Here is a 3,609-nt window from a genome sequence, read left to right as displayed (position 1 = left end):
GGGCGATCAACTCGGTGCTGCTCCCGTGCGTGATCCGCTATAACGCGCAGGTGTGCGCGGACGATTTCGTCGACCTTGCCGACGCGATCGGCGTGTCGACGACGGGAGGCGCGCGGGTCGTGGCCGATCGGCTCGCCGACGCCACCGGCGACCTCGCGCACCGCGTCGGGATGCCGTCGGCACTGGCCCCGCTCGGCGTGCGCGCCGACGACCTGGAGTTGCTCACCGAGCGGGCCCTGGCCGATTCGTGCATGCTGACCAACCCGCGGCGGGCCGAACCCGAGGGCATTCTCGATGTCTACCGGCAGGCGCTGTAGCAATGGCGCCCACTGACCCCAATCTCGCCAGCCTGGTCGGGCTGAGCAGCGTCAAGCGCGGGCACTATGTGCAGTATCGCGGGGCCGAGGCGCGTCTGGACCGGGTGATGGTCGCGCTGGAGGGGATCTCGAAAGCGCTGGTGCAGACCGACCAGGGGCCGGAGCGGCTGGTCGTCGCAGTCTTGGAGACGGTGCGCGAACACCTGGGCGCCGAGTGGGTGCTGTTCGCCCTGGCCGACGGACACCTTGAGCAGGCGTCGCCGCGCCATCTCATCGCCGCCCGCGACGAGGGGATCCTCTCGTTCGAGACTGTCGGCGTCGCACACCTTCCCACCGACCTGCCCGTGGATGTGCTCAACCGGCTGATCGATGTGTTGCGTGGTGAGCGCACTGTCCTGCACGTACCGATCGTCAGCGCCCAGCACCTCCACGTGCCCATCGAATACCGCGGTCGCGTCGTCGGCGGCCTGTCCGCTTGGACCCCGCCGGAGGTGACTGTGGACCCGTCGGATCTGGTGGTCCTGCAGATCCTGGCCGGACAGGCCGCGGTTGCCATGGTGAACTCGGAGCTGCTGTCGGAGACCCGGCGGCGGGCCGCGGAGCTGGCCGAGCGCAACCATGAGCTCGAGCAGGCCCAGCGTGAACTTTCGGCGGCCAATCGCACCGCGCTCCTGTACAAGGAACGTTCGCGGATCGCCCGGGAACTGCACGATTCAGTGGGTCAGTCGGTGCTCTCTGCTGGGTTGCAGATGGAGCTCTGCCGGGGTGAGGTGTCGGCGTCGGGGGAGGAACACCTGACGAAGGCGGTGGGGTTGACCCGCGACGCGATGATCCAGCTGCGAAACGCCATCTACACACTCAATGCAGCCGGCGACCCGTCGCACAGCGTGGGCGACACGCTGGACCAACTGTGCGAACTGCATCTGCCCGACCATGCACAGTCCTCGGTGGTGATCCGCGGGCGAACGCGCGAGTTGAGCAGCGACGTGCAACACGCCTTGCTGCGCATCGCGGGGGAGTCCTTGTTCAACGCCGCCCGGCATGCGCATGCCGGGCAGGTGGCCGTGGTGTTGTCCTACGGCGAGCAGTTGGTGACGCTGACGGTGGACGACGACGGGACCGGCGATCCGGAGGACTTGCGCGACCGGACGCGGGCTGCGGTGACCGGCGACCTCGACGAAGGGCGCCGCCGAGGCCTGGCCAACATGGCGACCCGGGCCACCGAACTCGGCGGTACGCTGCGCATCCGCCGGTCCAGGCTCGGCGGCGTGCGCATCGTCGCGGAGGTGCCTACGCCGCTACGGGGGTCGCCATGACAGCTGGAGCAGGACCGCCGCGGGTGATCCGTACCGTGTTGGTCGACGATCATGCGCTGCTGCGGGAAGGCTTGCGCGCACTGCTGGAGCGGCATGACGAGGTTGTCGTCGTGGGGGAGGCCGGCACGTTCGACGCGGCGCTGGCCGAGGTGGCCCACACCAGGCCCGACGTCGTCGTCGTGGACCTGAAGCTCACCGCGTCGACCGACTACGAGGGCATGCGGCTCATCGGGGAACTCAAGCGCTGGAACCCCGACGTCGCGATCTTGGTGCTGACCACCTTTTTGGACGACGATCTGGTGATCCGCGCGGTGCGCGCCGGCGCGCAGGGCTATGTCGTCAAAGATGTGGACACCACCGAACTCGTCCGCGCGATCCGGGCCCTGTCGATCGGCGGCAGCGCCTTTGATCCGCGCAGCGCGACCGCGGTGATGCGCACCATGGCGGGCCGGCACAATGCGGCCGAGGAGCTGACCGATCGCGAACGCGAGGTGCTCCGGTTGCTGGCCGACGGCTTGTCCAACGCGGGAATCGGGCAGCGGCTGTTCATATCGGAGTCCACGGTGAAATTCCATCTGCGCAACCTGATCCGCAAATTGGGGGTAACCAAACGCACGGATGCGGTCTACGTCGCCAGCAAACGGGGCCTCATCTGATGAAGCACGCGGCCCGGTCACCGGTGATCGAGAACCAGCCAGCCGCCGTGGTCGGTGAAGATCGTTGCGGTGCATCCCGTCAGATCCGTTGACCAGGCCCGCAGGTCGTCGTCGGTGAGTTGCTGACGGTGACCGAAGTGCGCACTCGGCCGCTCCTCGAAGGGGACGGCCACGACGACGCGACGGCGGGCCACGCGCAGCGCTTCACGCAGCGCAACCGCCACGTCCGGCCCGTCAAGGTGCTCGAGCAGGTGGATCAGTGTCACCGTGTCGACGGAGTCGGTGGCCAGCGGCAGGGCGCGGGCATCACCGCGGCGGGTGATGATCGGCAGTCCGAGGGTGTTGGCCGCGTCATCGAGTAGGTGCAACGCGCCGGGGCAGATGTCGCAGGCGGTCACCGCATAGCCGTCTTGGGCGCATTGCAGGGCGAGCAGGCCGAAACAACAGCCGACTTCGAGGATCGACCGGCCCACCAGGAGGGACCGGGCGCGCCGGTGTACCGGGCTGAAGGCCGCCTGTCCGCCACGCAACTCCGCGACCGAGTTGCGGTAGAAGGCGCGCCAGCAGGCGTCCTCGCGGGGACCGGAGCTGGCGACCACCGCGGTGAACGCCCGCTCGAATTCGGTCTGACCGGCCAGCGCTCCTGCCGAGGCGAAGCGGGCCAAGGCGGTAACGATGCGATCGTCACTCACCGTGGCCATCGATAGCGCGTGTTCGACGACGACTGATCCATCGGGTCCCGGTAGGCAACTCCACTGGGACGTGCGGGCCGAAGCGGGTCCGGAGGCCCTACGGGCGATGACTGATCGCGTGGCGGGTGCGGCGACAAGCGGGTGCATACCCCGACGTTAGGGGCCGCGACCAGGACAAACACCTGCCCAAACGGGTGTGGTCCCTGTCCGAAAGGATGGGTGCGCGCGAGTGCCGTCAACTGCCGACCCAACGACGGATGCACCCGCCACAGCACGTCGCGATACCGCTGACCTGCAGAAAACCCCGAGACCGACGCAGTGTGGTCGACGTCACGCAGCGTGGAGTTGACCTGCCGGACACTCTTGCGTAACTTAATCCAAGTCAGACGCGCCACGGCGCCGCCGGCAAGACCCGCGAGGGTCCGCCGGAACAAGGAGACCGGGTCTTGCGTCGACAATCCCGACAGTACGAATCGAGCGCGAGGCAAACGAAATTTGCCTCGCTGAGACAAGTCTGTTAGGATGGGAAAGTTGCCCCAAATGAGGGACAGCTTCCACAACAACTCAGCTTGTTGGTACGCGTCCCGGACGGGGTGGCACCAACGGGTGTGTGTTCTTTGAGAACTCG

Annotated in this window: 3 protein-coding genes and 1 pseudogene; 3 read left to right on the top strand and 1 reads right to left on the bottom strand. The window is 67.6% G+C overall.

Going from position 1 to position 3,609, the window contains the following annotated elements:
• From B4M62_RS12530 to B4M62_RS12520, 3 genes and pseudogenes are all read left to right on the top strand, one after another.
• Positions 1-317 (top strand): annotated as a pseudogene (locus B4M62_RS12530) (iron-containing alcohol dehydrogenase); the annotation flags it as partial.
• A gap of 2 nt (positions 318-319) precedes the next feature.
• Positions 320-1,633 (top strand): MadS family sensor histidine kinase, encoded by a 1,314-nt coding sequence (locus B4M62_RS12525; RefSeq protein ID WP_290713433.1) that lies wholly within the window; start codon positions 320-322, stop codon positions 1,631-1,633.
• Positions 1,630-2,289: a MadR family response regulator transcription factor gene (locus B4M62_RS12520; RefSeq protein ID WP_290713430.1), complete on the top strand. Its 660-nt coding sequence runs from the start codon at positions 1,630-1,632 to the stop codon at positions 2,287-2,289. The genes B4M62_RS12525 and B4M62_RS12520 overlap by 4 nt, the downstream gene beginning before the upstream one ends.
• Before the next feature lie 17 nt (positions 2,290-2,306).
• Here B4M62_RS12520 and mftM read toward each other — a convergent pair whose 3' ends face one another.
• Positions 2,307-3,128: a mycofactocin oligosaccharide methyltransferase MftM gene (mftM, locus tag B4M62_RS12515; protein WP_290713427.1), complete on the bottom strand. Its 822-nt coding sequence runs from the start codon at positions 3,126-3,128 to the stop codon at positions 2,307-2,309.
• Positions 3,129-3,609 lie beyond the last annotated feature (481 nt).

Origin of the sequence: Gordonia sp. UBA5067, assembly GCF_002414845.1 — a bacterium.
In the GTDB taxonomy this organism is placed as follows: domain Bacteria; phylum Actinomycetota; class Actinomycetes; order Mycobacteriales; family Mycobacteriaceae; genus Gordonia; species Gordonia defluvii.
This window is presented reverse-complemented; position numbering and strand designations above follow the sequence as displayed.

Coding starts and splice junctions, on each gene's coding strand:
- B4M62_RS12525 (WP_290713433.1), top strand. CDS start 320: ATGGCGCCCACTGACCCCAATCTCGCCAGCCTGGTCGGGCTGAGCAGC.
- B4M62_RS12520 (WP_290713430.1), top strand. CDS start 1,630: ATGACAGCTGGAGCAGGACCGCCGCGGGTGATCCGTACCGTGTTGGTC.
- mftM (WP_290713427.1), bottom strand. CDS start 3,128: ATGCACCCGCTTGTCGCCGCACCCGCCACGCGATCAGTCATCGCCCGT.